Genomic DNA, 17,357 nt, shown 5'->3' with positions numbered 1-17,357 from the left:
CGAACACAGAAGTTAAGCTTCTTAGCGCCGAGAGTAGTTGGGGGATCGCTCCCTGCGAGGGTAGGACGTTGCCATGCGAATATTCCGACATAGCTCAGTTGGTAGAGCGCTTGACTGTTAATCAAGATGTCGACGGTTCGAGCCCGCCTGTCGGAGTGACAGATGTTAGCCCCCACGGTGTTGACATCTTTTTTATATCATGCCGGCTTAGCTCAGTTGGTAGAGCATCGGTATCGTAAACCGAGGGTCATCAGTTCGACTCTGGTAGCCGGCACTTGTGAGACGGGACGTGGTTCTCGTCTTTTTTAATTCAATTCGACTGTTGAGTAGCGTTCAGGCTAAAATCTGAACGCTTTTTTGTTACACAATCGGTTGTAATGCAAAGCTAGATTGGTCGTACTGGTGTACCTTAAAATTGCAATCCAATAAACGATTGAACGTGATAAATCTGAAGGCATCAACACTTAAAACTGATCTAATGATTGAAAACTGAATTTGTTTAATTAGATTTTTGACAATAATTAGGCTGTTTTTGAAGTGATCACGGTCTGTGAATGAAAGTATAAAATTAGAAATCTATGTTATGAAATGTTTTATACTTAGACACTTAATCCTTGAATATAGCTGATTTTAGTGATTTAACAGGCTTTAGATTTACATAGTTATTATGAGAATGCTTTTCATTAATGTGGATAAAATTAGAAGTCGATTAAATCCATTGTTGAATAAGATTAAGGCTAGTATAATAGTTATTATGTTTAATTAAGAAACAGAATTTGTTACTTTTAAACGAAGTTCGATCTGCTTAATGAAGTTTGGAGGAAATTTAATTGGATAAAGAGCAAAAACTGGATCGGTCGTTCTTTGGCCAACCCCGTGGCTTGCGGACGTTGTTCTTCACAGAAATGTGGGAACGATTCAGTTACTATGGGATGCGCGCGCTGTTAATCTTCTATATGTACTACAGTGTTGCTAAGGGTGGCCTTGGTTTTGATCAAGGAACCGCTGCATCGATTATGTCAATCTACTCAGCATTAGTTTATGTTTCCAGTGTCTTGGGTGGATTTTTGTCAGACCGGGTCTGGGGTAGTCGGAAGACTGTCTTTATTGGTGGGGTCCTCATTATGTTGGGCCACATTGTCTTGTCGATTCCGGCTGGCGTTAGCACCTTGTTTATCTCCATTGCCTTGATCGTGATTGGGACTGGTTTATTAAAGCCTAACGTTTCTGATATGGTCGGTCAATTATACACGGCCGAAGATACACGGCGTGATGCTGGTTTCAGTATCTTTGTGTTTGGGATTAACTTGGGCTCATTGGTCGCACCTATCTTGGTTGGCCGGATTGGGTTGGGAGTGAACTTCCACCTTGGTTTCTCATTGGCTGCCATTGGGATGTTCTTCGGTTTACTACAATATTATTTTGATGGTAAGAAGAATTTAAGTACTGCTAGTCTATATCCAACTGATCCGTTAGAACCCGGTGATTTGAGCAAAGTCATTCGCCGAACCCTGATTGGTATCGTTGGATTGGGTTTAGTTTTACTCCTAATGCAATTGATGAACGCTTTGAATCTCAACAATATTATTACCTTGATTAGTGTGCTGGTTATTTTGACACCAGTGGTTTACTTTACGTTGATGCTAACCTCTGAAAAAACGAATGCCAAGGAACGGTCACGTGTGCGGGCTTATATTCCACTATTTATCGCCGCTGCACTGTTCTGGGCAATTGAAGAACAAGGTTCTGCTGTCTTAGCATTATTTGCGGCAGATCGGACTAGTTTGAATCTCTTAGGCTGGCACTTAGCAGCTTCTGACTTCCAAATCTTAAATCCACTATTTATTATGCTTTATACCACACCATTCGTATTGCTATGGACGAAGTGGGGCAAAAAGCAGCCTAGTTCACCTGCCAAGTTTGCAGTTGGGTTAGTCTTTGCCGGGGTCTCATACTTGATCATGGCGATGCCAGGGTTCTTCTTTGGAACTAGTGGTAAGGTTAGTCCATTATGGCTCGTTGGTAGTTGGGCTGTCGTAGAAATTGCTGAAATGTTAATTTCACCAATTGGCTTATCAGTCACGACTAAATTAGCTCCAAAGGCATTTGCTTCTCAAATGATGAGTATGTGGTTTCTGACCGATGCGGCTGGGAGTGCACTAAATGCACAGATTGTGCGTTTCTATTCATCAGAGACCGAAGTACCATACTTTGCCACGATTGGGATTGTCAGTGTCGTCTTAGGGATTATTCTCTTTATGATGGTGCCAATGATCAAAAAGTCAATGCAAGGAATTCGATAAAACCTATTTAAAGAAAGGTATGTTATCTTAAAGATAGCATATCTTTTTTATTGGGGTGACGGACGTGATTCGGGTGGCTTTTACGAGTGATAACCATTTTGATGTGAATAAAGTTGAGGTTCAGCCGACAATGCGTGCGCAAGCTGACTATTTATTGGCGAATGGGGTGCAAGTTTATTTGATTGCTGGCGATTTATTTAATGATTTTCAACGAAGTCAGCAATACGTAGTCGATTTACAGGCATTATTAGGTTCGCAGACACAGGTTTATTGGATTGCAGGCAATCACGACATGGTTCACGGTATCTCGTTTGATGAGCTGGAAACAGGTCAATTTGCAGGCTATCTACATAATCAATATGTTGATCTTCCTAATAGTCAGTGGCGGCTGATTGGACATAATGGTTGGTATGACTATCGTTTTGCTTCTCAGGTACCAGGGACGACACTGGCGGATTTTCAGCAATGGAAACGGGCGTTTTGGATCGATCGGGCCATTAAGCAACCAATGAGTGATCCGGAGCGTGCAGAGCTGATGTTGACACAGTTGAAAGCGCAACTCAGTTTGGCACAGGTGGCGCACAAACAGGTCATTTTAATGACGCATTTTGTGCCGAAGGTTGACTATTTACGGTTTACAGATGATAACCGGTTCTGGAACATGGCAAATGCTTTGATGGGGACGGCTCGCTTAGGTGACATGGTTGAACAGTATCAAGTTTCGCACGTCTTGTTTGGACACCTACACGTGCATCCACAGCCCCACCAGTTTAATCAGACGGTTTATTATGATCAAGCAGTCGGTTATGGGCGACCTCGTTTAAACGAATGGCAAGAGACAACTTTCATGTCAGAATGGCAACATGATTTGAAAATATTAGATTTAGCTGAAAAATAAAAAAACTTTGCAAAATGGCTTGATTTTTTATTCAAAGTTTTGTATTCTAATATAGTTGAATGATTCACGGAGGGGTAGCGAAGTCTGGCTAAACGCGGCGGACTGTAAATCCGCTCCTTCGGGTTCGGTGGTTCGAATCCACTCCCCTCCATTTTATCATTGGGCTATAGCCAAGTGGTAAGGCAACAGGTTTTGATCCTGTCATGCGCTGGTTCGAACCCAGCTAGCCCAACTACCAAACAGTCACTTAGGTGGCTGTTTTTTTGTGCCTTCATACGCAATTTATGAATTTATATTAATATGCTGGTTTTGAACGTATTTGTCTAACTATTTTAAAGTGTTTTGCTTATCAAGTTGTCGTTCTATTGGTATAGTAAGACTAATTGAGAATTATGAGCGTGTAAGCTTTACAAAACAAACTGATATTTGTACGATAAAATTTATTATGACTAATTGGTTAACTTAAGGAGCGAATTATAAATGAAAATTGGATTTATCGGTGCCGGCAACATGGGCCGCGCGATTATTGATGGTTGGCTCAAGACTAAGGCCGTCAAACCAGATGAGTTATATATTCACAGCGCTCACACGGCCAGCTACGAACCGTACGCCAAGGCTAATGGGTTGCATGCAATGGCCTCTAATTTAGCCGTTGCTGAAGCGGCTGACGTCATTGTATTGGCAGTGAAGCCTGATATTACATTAAAGGTACTCAAAGCCGTTAAACCAGCTATTACAGCTGGTAAATGGGTGATCACGATGGTTTCTGGAATTGAATTAGCCGATTATGAGGCCGCAGTCGGCAAATTACCAATTTTGCGAATTATGCCGAACGTCAATGTTGCGATTGGCGAAGGCATGACGGCGTTGGTTGGCAATCAAAGTTTGACTGCTGATCAATATGCCGCCGGTCAAAAATTATTTGATGCCATTGGTGAAACTAGTGAAATTTCAGAAAAACACTTTAGTACGTTTTCAGCATTAGCTGGTAGTTCGCCGGCTTACGTTTACTTTTTCATTGATGCGATGGCACGCGCAGGTGTGAAACATGGACTGGACAAGGCCACTGCCACTAAGATTGCGGCACAGGCAACGCTTGGAAGTGCCAAGATGGTCCTAGCTTCAGACAAAATTCCTTTCGACTTAATTGATCAAGTTTCTTCACCAGGTGGTACGACAGTGGCAGGCTTGTTAGCCATGGAAGAAGCGGGCTTCATGACATCGGTGGTTAAAGGAATTGATGCGACGATTGCTAAGGAACTCGGAGAATAGGTTGGTTTTGATGCACTGGATGAAACAAGCTTAATAGCTCTGGCACTGCTGGTACTCTTTGAGGTTGCATATTTGGTCTATACCGATTATAATGGAACCAGTAAATCCAAGGAGGAATTGTTCATGAGCAAAGTTTTAAAACATGCCATCATTTATACTGGTCTAGAAAAGATTGATGACGGCTACATTCGTTTCGGTAAGGAAATTGAAGCGGTCGGGCCAATGGACGAGTATGTTGCCCAACCTGACGATGATATTGAGTTTGTCAGCGGCAAGACAATTGTACCTGGTTTCATCGATGTGCATAGCCATGGTGGTTATAGTTTTGATTCAATGGATGGTAATCCAGCAGAAATTAATGAAATGGTCAACGATATGGTTGCACGTGAAGGGATTACGTCATACTTCTGTACAACGATGACCCAATCTAACGAAAATCTGGATCATTCGATGGCCGGTATCAACAAAGCCGCTCAAGAAAATCCTGTGATTCAAGGGGTTCATTTGGAAGGACCATTCATTTCAGCCACTTTCAAGGGTGCTCAACCAGAAAAGTATATTAAGAATCCTAATGTCGACTTACTTGATAACTGGAACAAGTTATCTGGCGGTCGTGTTAAGTTAATTACGTATGCCCCAGAAGATCCTGGTTCGCGTGAATTTGAAAAGTACTGTCTGGAAAATGGCATCGTGCCTTCAGTGGGTCACAGTAATGCGACTCGTGAACAATTGTTAGCAAGTAAAGCAACCCACGTGACCCATTTATACAATGCGCAGCGTGAATTCAAGCACCGTGAACCAGGGGTTACTGGTCACGCCATGCTTGAAAATAACATGTATTGTGAATTAATCTGCGACGGCTTCCACATTGTCCCAGATATGATTAAATTAGCTTATGAACAAAAAGGTGCCGACCGGATTGAATTAGTTACTGACTCAATGCGTGCCAAGGGCGAACCTGATGGTATTAGTGAATTAGGTGGGCAAAAGGTCATCGTTAAAGATGGTCAAGCACGCTTGGAAGCTGGTAACTTAGCTGGTTCCGTTTTGACTTATATCAACGCCTTTAAGAACGTTCAAAAATTCACTGGTTGTGGCATCTTTGAAGCAGTCAAGATGTCGTCAGTCAACCAAGCTAAGGAATTTAAGTTAACCTCTAAAGGAACTTTGGAAGCTGGCAAGGATGCTGACATCAACGTTTTGGATGCCAACCAAGACTTAGTTGCAACTTACAGTTACGGTAAAAAAGCAGTTAAATAAATAATAGAAGACAGGGATGAGATCCATGAGTTCGCCAATTTATATTCAAATTCATAACCAAATCAAACAAGCCATTGAAGCCGGTCGTTGGGCAGTTGGTGATCGTATTCCATCTGAACGCGAACTTGCTGGTCAATTTGATGTGAGTCGGATGACGTTACGCCAAGCGATTCAAACCTTGGTTGATGAAGGAATACTTGAACGGCGAGTGGGCGCTGGTACTTTTGTTGCAAATCAAAAAGTGCAGGAAAAGATGTCTGGGGTCACCAGTTTTACTGATTTAATGCTGGCTCAGGGAAAAGTTCCTTCTAGTAAAACGATTTCTTATCATGTGACCAGCCCATCTCTTTCTGAAAGTGAAAAGCTAGCGTTACAACCTAATGAGCAAGTGCTACGAATGGAACGGATTCGCTACGGCGATGATGTGCCGATTTGTTTTGAGGTTGCAACCGTCCCAGAACGTTTGGTTAAGCAATTTACAAAGGATGAAGTGACGAGTTCACTTTATCGAACTTTGGAAGAAAAAGCGGGCTTTGTCCCTGGTAAGGCGCAACAAACGGTATCAGCGATGTCTGCTTCAGAGCGGATTGCAGAATATTTATCTGTTCGTCGCGGTGACGCCTTGTTACGCTTGCGTCAGATTTCTTATTTGCAAACTGGTGATCCGTTCGAATATGTGCGGACACAGTATGTGGGTAATCGATTTGAGTTTTATTTAGAAAAATAAGTTTGTCTGTTCAAAAAAACGATTCACCAGTTTAAAAAACTGATGGATCGTTTTTCGTTTATTTATTTGATTGTTTTGCAATCTTTTTGACTAAGCGCAGGTACCGTGGCAGGACGAGCATTCGTTTGAAACGACTAGGTTCTTGAATCAAACGATATAGCCATTCGATATGGTGCTTTTGCCAAAATTTTGGGGCTCGTTTGACGGTTCCGGCAAGGACGTCGAAACTACCGCCGACGCCCATCCATAGGCCATCAACACGATGACGATATTTGGCGATAAAGAATTCCTGTTTGGGGAAACCGGTCGCAATGAAGATCATGTCCGGATTGGCGGCCACGATTTGGTCGACAACGGCGGCTTCATCGTCGTAGTAGCCATCTAAAGCCCCGACGATAACGAGGTCGGGGACTGATGATTTTAAGTTTGCCACGACTTGTTTCAGGACAGTGGGCTTAGCCCCAAGCAGGAAAACGCGCTGGTGCTGCTGGGCGCCCCATTTTAACAATTCCTGTAAAGTATCATAACCGGTAATCCGTTCTGGAAGTGGTGTGCCCAGAATCTGTGCCCCTTGAATCACGCCAATACCGTCTGGGGTAATATAGTCTGCCTGCCGGAGAACTTGTTGATACTCGGGATGTTCACGGGCGTACATTAAAATCTCAGGATTCGCGGTAACGACAAACCGGTTTTGATGAGCTAGGATCTCTTGCTCAAGTTGGGCAACAAAAGCCTGGTTAGTCGTCTTTATAAACGGAACTTCTAAAATCGAAACGGTATCAAATGGTACAGACATAAGCGGCCTCACTTTCAACAATTAATTAAAGTATAGATATTTCAGAAATTTCTGCAACTTTTTCAGGTGCTTACATTCATTAGTTTTACAAAAAATGATAGAATAGGTTTAACTAAATACAATGTCGTTAACAACCTATGAAATGGAGAATTAAACTCATGACTCAAATCTATCCGGATGATAGTTTAACCTTGCATACGGATGCTTATCAGATCAACATGATGCAAACTTATTGGGAACAGGGAATTCACAATCGACACGCGGTGTTCGAAGTCTTCTTTCGGAAGATGCCGTTCCAAAATGGCTATGCGATTTTTGCTGGTCTTGAGCGAGTAGTTAATTATATCAATAATCTTCACTTTACGGAGACGGATATTGCGTATTTACGTGAAGCTGAAGATTATCCAGAAGGGTTTTTAGATTATTTAAAGAATTTCAAGTTTGATGCCACGATTCGTTCTGCGCGCGAAGGGGATCTCGTTTTTAACAACGAACCTTTGATGCAGGTTGAAGGGTCATTGGCTACTTGTCAGCTCATTGAAACGGCTTTGTTAAACATTATCAACTATCAAACATTGATTGCGACCAAGGCAGCCCGAATCAAGTCAGTTGTCGGTGAAGAAGATGGCTTACTAGAATTCGGTACCCGGCGTGCACAAGAAATGGATGCGGCCATTTGGGGGACGCGGGCCGCTTATATTGGTGGCTTTGATGCCACCAGTAATGTCCGTGCCGGTAAGATTTTTGGCATTCCAATCAGTGGGACACACGCGCATGCGTTAGTTCAAACCTATCGGAATGATTATGCCGCGTTTAAAGCCTACGCTGAAACGCATCACGATTGTGTCTTTTTAGTGGACACGTATGATACGTTGCGGAGTGGGGTGCCTTCTGCCATTAAGGTTGCTAAGGAAATGGGCGACAAGATTAATTTCCAAGGGGTTCGGATCGATAGTGGCGATATGGCTTACTTGTCGAAGCGAGTGCGTGAACAATTAGACGAAGCTGGGTTCCCAGATGCTAAAGTTTATGCTTCCAACGACTTAGACGAGAAGACAATTCAAAACTTGAAGATGCAAGGTGCCAAGATCAGTGTTTGGGGTGTTGGGACCAAGCTAATCACCGCATTTGATCAACCAGCTTTGGGGGCCGTTTATAAAATGGTTTCCATCGAGGATGATAATGGTAAGATGGTCGATACGATCAAGTTGTCGAACAACGCCGAAAAGGTTTCAACGCCAGGGCGTAAACAAGTTTGGCGAATTACGAAGCGTGCCGATGGCAAATCTGAAGGGGATTATGTGACCCTGTATGACGAAGATCCACGCAACGAAGAATCTATTTACATGTTCCATCCAAGCTATACGTACATTAACAAAACAGTCAGCGATTTTGATGCGCGGCCAGTATTAGTGACGATTTATGATCAAGGTAAGCAAGTTTATGAGCTGCCCGCGTTGAAAGAAATCAAACAGTACGCGTACGATAGTTTGGATTCACTCTGGGATGAATATAAGCGAGACTTGAATCCACAAGATTACCCAGTTGATTTATCACAGAAATTATATGATCACAAAATGAATATTATCCACTCGGTCCGTGACTGGGTAAGCAAAAAAGATTATTAGGAGGACCTTTACCGATGCGGCCATTACAAACTGAAATTATTAACGCCTTACATGTGAGTCCCAAAATTGATCCAGAAACTGAAATTCGACGTAGTGTGGATTTCTTAAAGGCATACTTAAAGAAGAATTCATTCTTGAAGACGTATGTCCTAGGTATTTCGGGTGGCCAAGACTCGACGTTAGCCGGTAAAATGACTCAAATGGCCATTACGGAAATGCGAGAAGAAACTGGTGATCAGGATTATCAGTTTATTGCAGTCCGCTTACCCTATGGTGATCAAGCCGATGAATCTGATGCCATGGATGCGATCAAATTCATGCAAGCAGATGTCATTGATCGTGTGGATATCCAGCCCGCAACGGATGCGATGGTTGCTGCTTTGGAAGCCACTGATTTAACGATTCATGATTTTAACAAAGGCAATATCAAGGCACGTCAACGGATGATTGTGCAATACGGGATCGCCGGCGAACGCCATGGTGCCGTTGTTGGCACGGACCATGCCGCAGAAGCTGTGACTGGCTTCTATACGAAGTACGGTGACGGTGGTGCTGATATTGTGCCATTGTATCGTTTAGACAAGCGTCAAGGCCGCGCCATGCTGGAAGTCTTACAAGCGCCAGAACATCTTTACAAAAAGGTGCCAACGGCTGATTTGGAAGATGATCGGCCAGCCTTACCAGATGAAGTTGCCTTAGGTGTGCATTATGATGACATCGATGACTATCTGGAAGGCAAAGACGTTGCTGTTGCCGCAGCTGAGAAGATTGAAGCTTGGTATTTGAAGACGGCCCACAAACGGCATGCCGCCATTAATGTGTTTGACGATTTTTGGAAATAAATTGCTTATCGCTGACTGCTGAAAAGTGGTTGGCGTTTTTTGTTGAAGTTGGCTAAAATTGTCCCTCCGGCTTGACTGACTGAGGCTGGAACGTGTGCCCACCACGTTCCAGCCACGGCCAGCTCGCTCGGAACGGAATTAGACACGCAGTCAAAAAAATCGTATCAGTAGACAGTCCGCAGGGAATCTGTTATATTAACCATACAATCATAAGGGAGTAACTAGCAGTGTAACTGCGGCAATATCGTCAACAAGAAGCCAATCCGGTATTGTCTTAAATAGTGAGACTTATGTATGTCACAACTACACGTGCATACATGGGTCTCATTTTCTATATCTGGACCATTTAGAAAATGAGGCTCGGATGCGAGGAGGAGACACACATGTCAAAACAACCTAAGTACCAACAACCGTTAGAGACAATCTATCAGGAGCTCAAGGCTGACGAACGGGGCCTGCAACAGAGCGAAGCGAGTCAGCGCTTGGAACAATACGGCCACAACGCCTTGAATCAGCAAAAGACAACATCGATGCTACAGAAGTTCTTCGCACAGTTTAAGGATTTCATGATCATCGTTTTATTGGTGGCGGCCCTAATTGCGGCCTTTACCGGTGAAGTGGTGGACGCTGTTATTATTCTCTTAGTCGTCGTACTGAATGCGGTCTTTGGGGTGTTCCAGGAATCCAAGGCAGAAGAAGCCATTAATGCTTTAAAAGAGATGGCCGCGCCGGATGCGACCGTTTTACGTGACGGCGAGTTTAAAACGGTCAAGAGTGATGAATTAGTTCCTGGCGATATTGTCACTTTGGAAGCTGGCGATATTGTTCCGGCTGACTTACGTTTGATTGAAAGTGCGTCGTTAAAAGTTGAAGAATCCGCATTGACCGGTGAATCTGTCCCAGTCGAAAAACAAGCTGAAACATTGACCGCTGATGATTTAGCGATTGGTGACCGATTAAACATGGCTTATATGAACAGCAACGTGACTTACGGCCGCGCGACTGGGATGGTCGTTGCGACTGGGATGCAGACCGAAGTTGGCCGAATTGCTGGCATGATTGAAGCTGCCGATGAAACAACGACGCCACTACAAGCCAACTTAACGCAACTTGGAAAATCGTTGACGATTCTTATTTTAGTTATCGCTGCGGTGGTCTTTGGAATTGGGATGCTTCGTGGTAGCGAGAGTCTGATCAACATGTTGCTGACGGCGATTTCTTTAGCGGTTGCAGCTATTCCAGAAGGACTACCGGCCATTGTTACGATTACGTTAGCTTTAGGAACGCAACGGATGGCAAAGCGGCACGCCTTAGTACGGAAGTTGCCAGCCGTTGAAACTCTGGGGAGCACCGACATTATCGCTTCAGATAAGACTGGGACGTTAACCCAAAATAAAATGACGGTTGAAAAGTTGTACGTGAATCAAGAATTAGTTGACGCACGACCGACCCATTTGCCAACGGACAGCCACTTAGCCCAGGTCATGATCTTGAGCAATGACACGAAAATTATGGCGGACGGCTTAGCCGGTGATCCAACCGAAACGGCGTTAGTCCAGTACAATTTAGATCAAGACTACCCAGTCGATCAATTATTAACTGATCGGCCGCGAGTCAGCGAAGTACCGTTTGACTCTGAACGAAAATTAATGTCAACTGTCCATCCGCTTGATAACGGTAAATTTTTGGTGGCGGTCAAAGGGGCACCCGATGAATTGCTCAAGCGACTCACAGCCGTTGAAATTAATGGCGAAGTGACGCCGTTTACGAAACCATTGCGTGACCAAATTTTAGCAACAAACCATGACTTAGCAACACAAGCGTTACGGGTCTTGGCGTTTGCTTACAAAATTATTGATGTCATTCCAACAACGGTCAACTCTGAGACCCTGGAAAATGACTTAATCTTTGCCGGTATGGTTGGTATGATTGACCCTGAACGCCCAGAAGTGGCGCAAGCCGTGGTTGAAGCTAAATCTGCCGGTATTCGGCCATTAATGATTACCGGTGACCATCGAGATACCGCCGAAGCCATTGCGGTGCGGTTAGGCATCATTGATGAAGGCGATGACGCCGCTGTTATTACTGGGGCTGAACTGGATGACATGAGTGACGCAGATTTTGACAAAAAAGTCAGTGATTACTCGGTTTATGCACGAGTGGCACCTGAACACAAGGTTCGAATCGTCAATGCTTGGCAAAAGCGTGGCAAAGTGGTCGCGATGACCGGTGATGGTGTCAACGATGCTCCAGCTTTGAAGGCTGCCGATATTGGGATTGGGATGGGAATCACCGGGACTGAAGTCTCTAAAGGGGCCAGCGATATGGTCCTTGCTGATGATAACTTTGCGACGATCGTTGTGGCGGTTGAAGAAGGACGGAAGGTCTTTGCGAACATTCAAAAGGCCATCCAATACTTGCTTTCTGCTAACTTAGGGGAAGTTTTAACCTTATTCATGATGACCATGCTTGGTTGGCAAATTTTGGCACCGGTCCACATCTTATGGATCAACTTAGTGACTGATACGTTGCCAGCGATTGCGTTAGGTGTAGAACCAACGGAAAAGAACATTATGGCGAATAAGCCGCGTGGTCGAAATTCTAATTTCTTCTCGGGCGGTGTGTTCTCAAGTATCATTTATCAGGGGCTGCTTGAAGGTGGCATTACCTTGCTGGTTTACTGGTTGGCAATTACCTATCCAGTCCATGCCAGCGCCAGCTTAGCACATGCGGATGCGTTGACCATGGCCTTTGCGACCTTAGGCTTAATCCAGTTGTTCCATGCGTTCAACTCAAAGTCGATTCACGGTTCGCTGTTTACGGTCGGGTTATTCCGTAATAAATTTTTCAACTGGGCCATTTTAATCGCGTTTGCCCTCTTAGCGATGACGATTATGGTGCCAGGCTTTAATAGCTTGTTCCACGTCACTCATTTGGATGCTTACCAATGGGGAATCGTCTTCGCCGCCTCACTTGCGATGATCGTGGTCGTTGAAATTGTTAAGTTCTTCCAACGCCGTCATTTACGGCAAGCATAATCTCAGTGAATAGGGTAAAATAAGGGATAACTTAATCTAAGAAAAGAGCTTATCATAATGAAAAAAGCAACGATGGCAACTTATATGCCAGTTTTATCAAAAGTGATCGAAAGCACTGAAAAGATGGGTGAAGAACTCAATCCTTCATTTGAAAAATTGCGTAAAGCGATTGACGACGATGCGGTTGCTAAAATGGTTCCAGCTGAATTCAATGATATTCAGATGGAATTTACCGATGGGACTGAACAATATCAACAGAATGTGCAACTGCTTAAAAAGGCTAACGTGCCAGCACGATTGATTGGTCGGCATCGTAACTTGTTAGCCGCTTACGAATCCTATACTAATGGGTGTGCTGCCATGACTGCTAGCTTGAATGTTGCGGATCAAACCGTTGATGTTGACGCTTTTAATGCCGCCGAAAAAGTGCAAGAGACCGAAATGGAACGCGTTTCCAATGACGTGCAACGTATTATGAACATGGTGATGTAACTGTCATTAAATTAAAGACCAATGACTGAGCTTTTTCAGTGATTGGTCTTTTAATTTCACGAAAAATCGGGGTTAAACGCGTATAATAATAGTATTAAGCAAGCTAAAGATTGGGTGAAAAAATGGATAATGAAATTTTAAAACTCGTGCAACAAACACTGACTAATTTTAAGCCACAACAGATTAAAGCGGTTTTGAACATGATGGATGAGGGCAACACGGTGCCCTTTATTGCGCGTTACCGGAAGGAACGAACCGGTGATTTAGACGAAGTTGAAATTCGTGATATTAAAGAAAACTATGATCGCCTGGCTAGTTTAGAAGGCCGTAAAGCGGATGTTATCAAACTTATCGCGGAGCAACAGCAATTAACGCCGGCTTTGAAAAAGGCGATTGAAACGGCGGACAAGTTACAGGACGTTGAAGACTTGTATTTGCCATACAAACAAAAACGGCGGACTAAGGCGACGATTGCCAAGGAAGCCGGTTTGGAACCGTTAGCGGCTTGGTTACTCAGTTTTCCAAAGTCATCGCCAGCGCAACGGGCGCAACAATTTATTAATTCTGAAAAAGAGATCTCGGATGCGACTGCGGCATTGGCTGGTGCGCATGAGATATTGGCAGAAGCCTTTGGTGACAATGCGCAGCTGCGAAATTGGGTTCGTAATGAGACACGCAATCATGGCGAGCTAGTGGTTAAGGTTAAACCCAAGGCCAAAGCATTGGATGAACAGGGTGTTTATCAACAATATTATGATTTCACCAGTCCAATTAAGCAGTTAGTGCCCTATCGAGTGCTCGCGATTAATCGTGGCGAAAAAGAGAAGATTTTGCGTGCCAGCATCCAAATTGATCAAACTGGGATTGAACGGTATTGTCATTTCCGGTTTATCGGCCAACATCAAGGACCAGCTGTACCGTTGATTGAAGCGGCCTATCAAGATGCTTACAAACGATTTATTGGCCCAGCAATCGAGCGAGAACTACGCAATGAATTGTCGGATGCGGCGGATGAACAAGCCATCAAGGTGTTTGGTGATAATCTGTATCATTTATTGATGCAAGCGCCATTGAAGGGCCGTGTCGTACTAGGCTTTGACCCAGCTTATCGAACGGGCTGTAAGCTCGCGGTGATGGATGCCAATGGAAAGTTTTTGGACAAATTGGTCATTTATCCACATAAACCAGCCAATGCCGAGAAACGTGCCGCTGCGGCCGGTGAGTTCAAGGCCTTTTTGGAAAAGTATCAAGTTGAAATGATTGCGATTGGGAATGGGACCGCTTCGCGTGAGTCCGAAGAATTTGTCGCCAACATTTTGAAGACGTTGACGCGGCCAGTTTATTACGTCATCGTGAATGAAGCAGGCGCCTCGGTTTATTCTGCCAGCGATAATGCTCGAGCGGAATTTCCAGGGCTGCACGTGGAACAACGTAGTGCTATCAGTATTGGTCGGCGGTTACAAGATCCATTAGCTGAATTGATTAAAATTGATCCCCAATCGGTTGGCGTTGGTCAGTATCAGCATGACGTGCCACAAAAAGCTTTAACTGCGCAGTTGGATGTTGTGATCGAAACGGCGGTTAACCAGGTCGGGGTGAATTTGAATACGGCTAGTCCAGAACTGCTGACACATATTTCAGGATTATCGAAGACAATCGCGCAAAATGTGGTTGCTTATCGAGATGAAAATGGTGAATTTAGTAGTCGGCCACAATTGAAAAAGGTACCACGTTTAGGACCGAAAGCCTATGAACAAGCGGTGGGGTTCTTGCGGATCGTTGCGGGGAAGACAATTCTTGATAATACGGATATTCATCCCGAGAGTTATCCGGCTGCGAAAGCCTTACTCAAAGCCGCTAGTTTGGCAACCACGGATGTTGGTACCGCGAAAGCGCAAAAATTATCCCAACTTAATTTAACGAAATTGGCTGTTGAAACTGAAGTCGGTGAGTTGACTTTGAAAGATATCATCAGCAGTCTGCAAAAGCCGGGTCGTGACGTTCGTGACACGATGCCAGCACCGCTATTACGCCAAGATGTGTTGAAGATGAGCGACCTAACTCCCGGGATGCAGTTACAAGGCACGGTGCGCAACGTTGTGGACTTCGGTGCCTTTGTAGATATTGGTGTGAAACAAGACGGGTTGGTTCATATTTCAAAATTAACTGATAAGTTCCTAAAAGATCCACGTCAGGCAGTTGCCGTCGGGGATATCGTGACGGTTTGGGTCGAGGAAGTGGACGAGCAACGTCAGCGCATCGCTTTAACCATGATTGAACCGAAAGTGACGGCACATGACTGATGGCCAATTGCAACAACTAGTCATGCAAATCTCAAGCAATGACTTCCATCAACCTTTTTGTCACCGGGCTTATTTCAATGCACGGTTACGCACGACGGGTGGTCGTTACCAGTTAGAAAGTCATAATATTGACATCAATCCGAAGATGTTAACGGATTTTGATGAACAGACGTTAATTGGGGTTATCAAGCATGAACTCTGTCATTATCATTTACATTTGTCTGGTAGTGGTTATCGGCACCGTGATGCAGATTTTAAACAGTTATTGGTACAGGTTGGCGGGTCACGTTATGCGCCGACACCCAAGCAGCGTACCCAAGTGAAAACGCGTTATATCTATCAGTGTCAACGTTGTGGCCTCATCTATCATCGGAAGCGCCGGCTGGATACGACGCGGTATACTTGTGGCCGTTGTCGTGGGCACATCAAACTGGTTTGAAAAGGTTTGCTTATCCTGCAGTGATTCGATAGAATTAGGCTAACTATTAAGAATTTAGGAGGTTTCAATCGATGGAAACAATCAAAATTGGGATCGTCGGACTCGGCACAGTCGGGAATGGCGTCGTCAAAATGTTACAAGCCCATCAAGCCAAAATTTCTGAGATTACCGGGCGTAATCTGGAATTGGCTTGTGTGGTCGTCCATAATTTAAAAAAGCATCAACAGACTGATCTGGGGGATGTTCGTTTGACCGACCAAATTGAGACATTGATCGATGACCCCGAAATTCAGATTATGGTTGAAGTGATGGGATCAATCCATCCAGCCAAGGAATATATCACGCGCGCCTTACAAGCTGGTAAGCATGTGGTGACGGCCAATAAGGATTTAATCGCCCAATATGGTCGTGAATTGGTCCAGATTGCGCGTGAAAATCACCGTGACTTGTTCTACGAAGCAAGCGTTGCGGGTGGGATCCCAATTTTACGGACGATTGATAACAGTTTTGCGGCGGATAAGATCCAACGGGTGATGGGAATCGTCAATGGGACGACCAACTATATCATGACGCAAATGCTGACGAAAAATTGGTCCTATGACCAAGCGTTGAGCTCTGCACAGGATTTAGGCTTTGCGGAAAGTGATCCCACTAATGATGTTGAAGGGTTAGATGCGGCGTACAAGATGATTATCTTGACCCAATTTGCCTTCGGAATGAGCTTGTCGATGGACCATATTAAGGTGCAAGGCATTACTAATATTAGTCCAGAAGATATTGCAGAAGCACATCAACTCGGTTACACGATCAAGCTATTAGGGATTGCAGAAGAAATTGATGATCGCATTGCGGTTTCGGTCGGCCCCGTCCTCGTGTCAGATCATCACCCATTGGCAACAGTTCAAAATGAAAATAACGCGGTGATGGTTACTGGGACTGCGGTTGGCGATACGATGTTCTATGGCCCTGGTGCCGGTGAATTGCCGACTGCCAATAGTGTATTGAGTGATATTACCACGGTGGCAAAGAATATCGCCTTGAATACCACTGGCAATACCTTTAATTCTTATCGGCAAGAAACGGTTTTAGCTGCGCCAGTAGATGTCGTATATCCCCATTTTATCGCGTTAAAAATGCGAGATGTTCCCGGGATGATGCTGCGTTTGACCGAAATCATGACTGGTGCCAAGGTTTCGTTCAGTCGAATTATCCAGAATCAGTTGGGTGATGGCAATGCCCGAGTTGTGATCATTACTCATGCGATGAATGATCAACAGTTGGCTGAAATTACCACGGCGATTGCAGGTCAAACTGACATGCGATTGTTGGCGAGTTATAAAGTTTTGAAGAATGCGTAGG

At 44.3% G+C, this 17,357-nt stretch carries 13 protein-coding genes and 4 tRNA genes; 16 read left to right on the top strand and 1 reads right to left on the bottom strand.

From position 1 onward, the window contains the following. Positions 1 to 83: 83 nt before the first annotated feature. The 9 genes from FFM64_RS02265 to FFM64_RS02225 all read left to right on the top strand — a co-directional run bounded on the left by FFM64_RS02265 (position 84) and on the right by FFM64_RS02225 (position 6,460). Positions 84 to 156: transfer RNA gene (locus FFM64_RS02265), tRNA-Asn, on the top strand. A gap of 45 nt (positions 157 to 201) precedes the next feature. Next, positions 202 to 274 (top strand) — tRNA-Thr (locus FFM64_RS02260). Between the two features lie 556 nt (positions 275 to 830). Continuing rightward, positions 831 to 2,303: a peptide MFS transporter gene (locus tag FFM64_RS02255; RefSeq protein WP_137606362.1), complete on the top strand. Its 1,473-nt coding sequence runs from the start codon at positions 831 to 833 to the stop codon at positions 2,301 to 2,303. A 64-nt stretch (positions 2,304 to 2,367) separates the two neighbouring features. Further along, positions 2,368 to 3,201 (top strand): metallophosphoesterase, encoded by an 834-nt coding sequence (locus FFM64_RS02250; protein ID WP_137606388.1) that lies wholly within the window; start codon positions 2,368 to 2,370, stop codon positions 3,199 to 3,201. A gap of 68 nt (positions 3,202 to 3,269) precedes the next feature. Beyond that, positions 3,270 to 3,352: transfer RNA gene (locus FFM64_RS02245), tRNA-Tyr, on the top strand. Positions 3,353 to 3,361: 9 nt separating this feature from the next. Continuing rightward, positions 3,362 to 3,433 (top strand) — tRNA-Gln (locus FFM64_RS02240). 248 nt (positions 3,434 to 3,681) lie between these two features. Next, a complete protein-coding gene (gene proC, locus FFM64_RS02235) occupies positions 3,682 to 4,473 on the top strand; it encodes a pyrroline-5-carboxylate reductase (protein ID WP_137606361.1) in 792 nt (263 codons plus the stop codon). A 123-nt stretch (positions 4,474 to 4,596) separates the two neighbouring features. Beyond that, a complete protein-coding gene (gene nagA, locus FFM64_RS02230) occupies positions 4,597 to 5,733 on the top strand; it encodes an N-acetylglucosamine-6-phosphate deacetylase (protein ID WP_137606360.1) in 1,137 nt (378 codons plus the stop codon). A 25-nt stretch (positions 5,734 to 5,758) separates the two neighbouring features. Then, entirely contained in the window at positions 5,759 to 6,460 is a 702-nt protein-coding gene (locus FFM64_RS02225) for a GntR family transcriptional regulator (protein WP_137606359.1), read from the top strand. A gap of 58 nt (positions 6,461 to 6,518) precedes the next feature. On the opposite strand, the gene FFM64_RS02220 is transcribed toward FFM64_RS02225, so the two are convergent. Continuing rightward, positions 6,519 to 7,256: a WecB/TagA/CpsF family glycosyltransferase gene (locus FFM64_RS02220; protein WP_137606358.1), complete on the bottom strand. Its 738-nt coding sequence runs from the start codon at positions 7,254 to 7,256 to the stop codon at positions 6,519 to 6,521. A gap of 158 nt (positions 7,257 to 7,414) precedes the next feature. Between FFM64_RS02220 and FFM64_RS02215 the strand changes: the two genes are divergently transcribed. The 7 genes from FFM64_RS02215 to FFM64_RS02185 all read left to right on the top strand — a co-directional run bounded on the left by FFM64_RS02215 (position 7,415) and on the right by FFM64_RS02185 (position 17,356). After that, a complete protein-coding gene (locus FFM64_RS02215) occupies positions 7,415 to 8,884 on the top strand; it encodes a nicotinate phosphoribosyltransferase (RefSeq protein WP_137606357.1) in 1,470 nt (489 codons plus the stop codon). Between the two features lie 14 nt (positions 8,885 to 8,898). Further along, positions 8,899 to 9,726: an ammonia-dependent NAD(+) synthetase gene (nadE, locus tag FFM64_RS02210; RefSeq protein ID WP_137606356.1), complete on the top strand. Its 828-nt coding sequence runs from the start codon at positions 8,899 to 8,901 to the stop codon at positions 9,724 to 9,726. A 383-nt stretch (positions 9,727 to 10,109) separates the two neighbouring features. Further along, a complete protein-coding gene (locus tag FFM64_RS02205; RefSeq protein WP_137606355.1) occupies positions 10,110 to 12,764 on the top strand; it encodes a cation-translocating P-type ATPase in 2,655 nt (884 codons plus the stop codon). A 57-nt stretch (positions 12,765 to 12,821) separates the two neighbouring features. Further along, positions 12,822 to 13,256, top strand: coding sequence for a hypothetical protein (locus tag FFM64_RS02200; protein ID WP_137606354.1), 435 nt, complete (start codon positions 12,822 to 12,824; stop codon positions 13,254 to 13,256). 122 nt (positions 13,257 to 13,378) lie between these two features. Next, positions 13,379 to 15,559, top strand: coding sequence for a Tex family protein (locus FFM64_RS02195; protein ID WP_137606353.1), 2,181 nt, complete (start codon positions 13,379 to 13,381; stop codon positions 15,557 to 15,559). Further along, complete coding sequence (locus tag FFM64_RS02190) at positions 15,552 to 15,998, top strand: SprT family protein (protein ID WP_137606352.1); 447 nt, start codon at positions 15,552 to 15,554, stop codon at positions 15,996 to 15,998. Before FFM64_RS02195 ends, FFM64_RS02190 begins: the two co-directional genes overlap by 8 nt. Positions 15,999 to 16,069: 71 nt before the next feature. Beyond that, the gene (locus tag FFM64_RS02185) at positions 16,070 to 17,356 is read left to right on the top strand and encodes a homoserine dehydrogenase (RefSeq protein ID WP_137606351.1); all 1,287 of its coding nucleotides are present in this window, start codon (positions 16,070 to 16,072) and stop codon (positions 17,354 to 17,356) included. Position 17,357 lies beyond the last annotated feature (1 nt).

The sequence above is a fragment of the Lactiplantibacillus daoliensis genome (assembly GCF_005405005.1).
In the GTDB taxonomy this organism is placed as follows: domain Bacteria; phylum Bacillota; class Bacilli; order Lactobacillales; family Lactobacillaceae; genus Lactiplantibacillus; species Lactiplantibacillus daoliensis.
This window is presented reverse-complemented; position numbering and strand designations above follow the sequence as displayed.

Bases quoted from the DNA above. Each gene is read 5' to 3' on its own strand.
- proC (WP_137606361.1), top strand. From the start codon at position 3,682: ATGAAAATTGGATTTATCGGTGCCGGCAACATGGGCCGCGCGATTATT.
- nagA (WP_137606360.1), top strand. From the start codon at position 4,597: ATGAGCAAAGTTTTAAAACATGCCATCATTTATACTGGTCTAGAAAAG.
- FFM64_RS02225 (WP_137606359.1), top strand. From the start codon at position 5,759: ATGAGTTCGCCAATTTATATTCAAATTCATAACCAAATCAAACAAGCC.
- FFM64_RS02220 (WP_137606358.1), bottom strand. From the start codon at position 7,256: ATGTCTGTACCATTTGATACCGTTTCGATTTTAGAAGTTCCGTTTATA.
- FFM64_RS02215 (WP_137606357.1), top strand. From the start codon at position 7,415: ATGACTCAAATCTATCCGGATGATAGTTTAACCTTGCATACGGATGCT.
- nadE (WP_137606356.1), top strand. From the start codon at position 8,899: ATGCGGCCATTACAAACTGAAATTATTAACGCCTTACATGTGAGTCCC.
- FFM64_RS02205 (WP_137606355.1), top strand. From the start codon at position 10,110: ATGTCAAAACAACCTAAGTACCAACAACCGTTAGAGACAATCTATCAG.
- FFM64_RS02200 (WP_137606354.1), top strand. From the start codon at position 12,822: ATGAAAAAAGCAACGATGGCAACTTATATGCCAGTTTTATCAAAAGTG.
- FFM64_RS02195 (WP_137606353.1), top strand. From the start codon at position 13,379: ATGGATAATGAAATTTTAAAACTCGTGCAACAAACACTGACTAATTTT.
- FFM64_RS02190 (WP_137606352.1), top strand. From the start codon at position 15,552: ATGACTGATGGCCAATTGCAACAACTAGTCATGCAAATCTCAAGCAAT.
- FFM64_RS02185 (WP_137606351.1), top strand. From the start codon at position 16,070: ATGGAAACAATCAAAATTGGGATCGTCGGACTCGGCACAGTCGGGAAT.